This is a genomic window from Oerskovia sp. NPDC056781, assembly GCF_042789955.1.
GTDB lineage: Bacteria > Actinomycetota > Actinomycetes > Actinomycetales > Cellulomonadaceae > Oerskovia > Oerskovia rustica.
This window is the reverse complement of record NZ_JBHUAD010000328.1, coordinates 1-3,320: the sequence shown is the minus strand read 5'-3', so window position 1 is coordinate 3,320 and position 3,320 is coordinate 1. Positions and strand designations below refer to the sequence as shown.

3 protein-coding genes are annotated in these 3,320 nt (G+C 73.5%); 2 read left to right on the top strand and 1 reads right to left on the bottom strand.

Annotated features, from left to right (window positions below; all coding sequences use genetic code 11):
- Positions 1-468: 468 nt before the first annotated feature.
- Positions 469-951 (bottom strand): MarR family winged helix-turn-helix transcriptional regulator, encoded by a 483-nt coding sequence (locus ACFRCR_RS17865; RefSeq protein ID WP_377679448.1) that lies wholly within the window; start codon positions 949-951, stop codon positions 469-471.
- Between the two features lie 160 nt (positions 952-1,111).
- Between ACFRCR_RS17865 and ACFRCR_RS17860 the strand changes: the two genes are divergently transcribed.
- Positions 1,112-2,389 (top strand): MFS transporter, encoded by a 1,278-nt coding sequence (locus ACFRCR_RS17860; RefSeq protein ID WP_377679447.1) that lies wholly within the window; start codon positions 1,112-1,114, stop codon positions 2,387-2,389.
- A 26-nt stretch (positions 2,390-2,415) separates the two neighbouring features.
- Positions 2,416-3,255 carry an aldo/keto reductase gene (locus ACFRCR_RS17855; protein WP_377679445.1) on the top strand — a complete coding sequence of 280 codons (840 nt, stop codon included), beginning with the start codon at positions 2,416-2,418 and terminating at the stop codon, positions 3,253-3,255.
- Positions 3,256-3,320: the final 65 nt, after the last annotated feature.

The window sequence follows — 3,320 nt, the reverse complement described above, 5'->3', positions numbered from 1 at the left end:
CGCGGTCGTCTGCTGCTGGGTCGCGGGGGGGGGCGGCGGCGCCGCCCGGGCGGGCCCCCCCCCGCGCGGACGCGCGCGGCGGGCGGCGCGCCCCCGGCGCCCCCCCCCCCCCCCGGCGGGAGGGAGGGGGCACGGCCCGGAGGGAGGGCGGGAGAGGAGTGCGTGCCGGGCTCGGCGGAGCCGTGGGCGGGGGCGGCGGCCGAGGCCCCGACCGTCGCCGCGACAGGCTCGCGGTGGTCACTGTCGTGCGGTGCAGGCGTCGTCGCGGGGTCCCCCATGGGACGAGGGTCCCAGATTCGGCAGGGGTTGTCAGCCGGCTCTCTTGGGGGACCGCGCCGTCGCGCCGAGTGTGCAGTTCGGGTCGTCTGCGAGCGCCCGGGACCACCCGAACTGCACACTCGGCGACCAGGCCGCGCCCCCCGCCGAAGGCCGAGGGCGTCGAGGGCAAAGGGTCGAGGGCAGTGGGCCTCAGGCAGTCGCGCCGACGGGCGACGCGCTCGCCGACGGGTCGGCGGGCAGCTCGTGCAGCGCCGCGACGAGGGGAGCGAGCTCCTCGACCTGGCAGGCCTCGGTGAGCGCCTGCTCGAGAGCCGCGTCGTGCGTGGGCCGGGCCTGGCGCAGGAGCTGCTCGCCCTGCGGAGTGAGCTCGGTGTAGATGCCGCGGCGGTCGTCCTGGCACAGGATGCGCGTGAGGAGGCCGCGGTCCTCGAGGCGGTTGACGAGGCGGGTCGTGGCGCTGCTGCTCAGGGCCGCGGCGCGTGCGAGCTGCTGCATGCGCATGTGCCAGCCGTCCTGGCGCGAGAGCGCGTCGAGCACGGTGTACTCGACGACCGAGAGGCCGTGGTCGGCCTGGAGCGCGCGTTCGAGCGCGGCATCGAGGATGCCGTGCAGCGCGGCGAGCGTGCGCCAGCCCTGCGAGCGGATCTCGACGGCGTCGTCCCCGATGCCCATGCGTGCCTCCTGTGCCTGTCGTGACGTCGCTCTCAACTATACCGCTTGTGTGAACTACCAGCGCGTGCAACTATTTATAAGGCGCCTGCAACTACTGCACGCGCCGGTTGTTGCACACACGCTGCTACGCGAGGTGCCAGACACAGACAAGGAGCAGCGCATGCCGCTGGGTCTTCTCGCCCTCGCCGTCGGGGGCTTCGGGATCGGGCTCACCGAGTTCGTCATCATGGGTCTCCTGCCGGAGGTCGCAGGAGAGTTCGGTGTGACCGAGGCCGTCGCCGGCTACCTCATCTCGGGCTACGCGCTCGCGGTCGCGGTCGGAGCGATCGGCCTCACGGCCGCCGTGATCCGCCTCGATCGCAAGACGGTCCTCGGCAGCCTCATGATCCTCTTCATCGCCGGGAACCTGCTCTCGGCCCTCGCCCCCACCTACGAGCTGCTCCTCGGCGGGCGCATCCTCGCGGCCCTGTGCCACGGTGCGTTCTTCGGGATCGGCGCGGTCGTCGCAGCCGACATGGTCGCCCCGGCCAAGCGTGCGGGCGCCATCGCGACGATGTTCGCGGGCCTCACGACCGCCAACGTCCTGGGCGTACCGTTCGGCACGTTCCTCGGTCAGCAGTACGGCTGGCGCTCGACGTTCTGGGCCATCACGGTCATCGGCGTCGTCGCGCTCGTCGGGATCGTGGCGCTCGTGCCGTCCACGCGCCGGGCGTCCGGCGCGCACGGCGCTGCGGCGGCCGACCCCGCCTCGACGCCCCTCACGGTCGGCGACCCCGCCCGCCCGGCGGGAGCGGCGGCGTCGGGCACGCCGTCCCTGCGGACCGAGCTCGCGGCCTTCCGCAACCCGCAGGTCTGGTGGTCGATCCTCGTGACCGTGCTCGGGTTCGGCGGCATGTTCGGCGCGTTCACCTACATCGCCTTCACGGTCACCGAGGTCGGCTCGTTCGCGACCACGAGCGTGCCGTGGCTGCTCGTGCTGTTCGGCGTGGGGCTGTTCGTCGGCAACTACCTGGGCGGCAAGGCCGCGGACCGGCGCCTGACCGCGAGCCTGCTCGTGCTCCTCGGCGCGCTGACCGTGGTCCTCGCGGTCTTCGCGCTCACCGCGACAAGCCAGGTCATGACCCTGGTCTCGCTGTTCCTCATGGGGGCCTTCGGGTTCGCGACCGTGCCCGGCCTCCAGATGCGCATCATGGGCCACGCCCAGGCCGCCCCGACCATGGCGTCAGGTGCCAACATCGCCGCGTTCAACGTGGGCAACGCGCTCGGCGCGTGGATCGGCGGCCTGACCATCGCGGCCGGGCTCGGCTTCACCTCGCCCCTGTGGGCGGGCGCCGCACTGACGCTGCTCGCGGTCGTGGCGCTCGGCGTCGCGACGCTCCAGGAGCGTCGGTCCGCCCGCACGCCTGCCGAGGTGCCCGTGCCCGTCGCAGCCCACTGACCCACCCACCACCCTCAGGAGAGAACATGACCAGCACCACCACCGTCCCCGCGGTCGCCCTGCGCGGCGGGGCGAGCATCCCGCAGCTCGGCTTCGGCGTCTTCCAGGTGCCCGACGGCGAGACCGCCCAGGCCGTCTCGCTCGCCCTGGACGCGGGCTACCGCAGCATCGACACGGCCGCCGTCTACGGCAACGAGAAGGGGGTCGGCGCGGGCATCGCCGCGTCGGGCCTGCCGCGCGACGAGGTGTTCGTGACGAGCAAGCTGTGGATCGACGCGATGGCGCGCGAGGCCGTGCGTCCCGCGTTCGAGCAGAGCCTCGAGCGGCTCGGCCTCGACCGCCTCGACCTGTACCTGATCCACTGGCCCGTGCCCGGGGCCGGCCGCTTCGTCGAAGCCTGGGAGGAGCTCGTCGCGCTGCGCGACGCCGGGCTCGTCCGGGAGATCGGCGTCTCGAACTTCACGGCCGAGCACCTCGACGCGGTCGTCGCGGCCACGGGCGTGACACCGGCCGTGAACCAGGTCGAGCTGCACCCGGCGTTCTCGCAGCGGGCGCTGCGGGCTCACCACCGCGAGCTCGGGATCGTGACCGAGGCGTGGAGCCCGCTGGGCCAGGGCACGGTGCTGGGCAGCCCGGTCCTGGGTGGGATCGCCGACGCGCACGGCGTGACGCCTGCTCAGGTCGTGCTCCGCTGGCACCTCCAGGCCGGGACCGTCGCGATCCCCAAGTCCGTGACTCCCGCGCGCATCGCGTCGAACCTCGACGTGCTGGGCTTCGAGCTGTCGGCGGAGCAGGTCGCGGCGATCGACGGCCTCGATCGCGCCGACGGGCGCATCGGGCCGGACCCGGAGGAGTTCGAGGGCTGAGTTCGTCCCGGCCTCCGTCGAGTGTGCAGTTCGGGTCGTCGCAGGCCATCGGAGACGACCCGAAC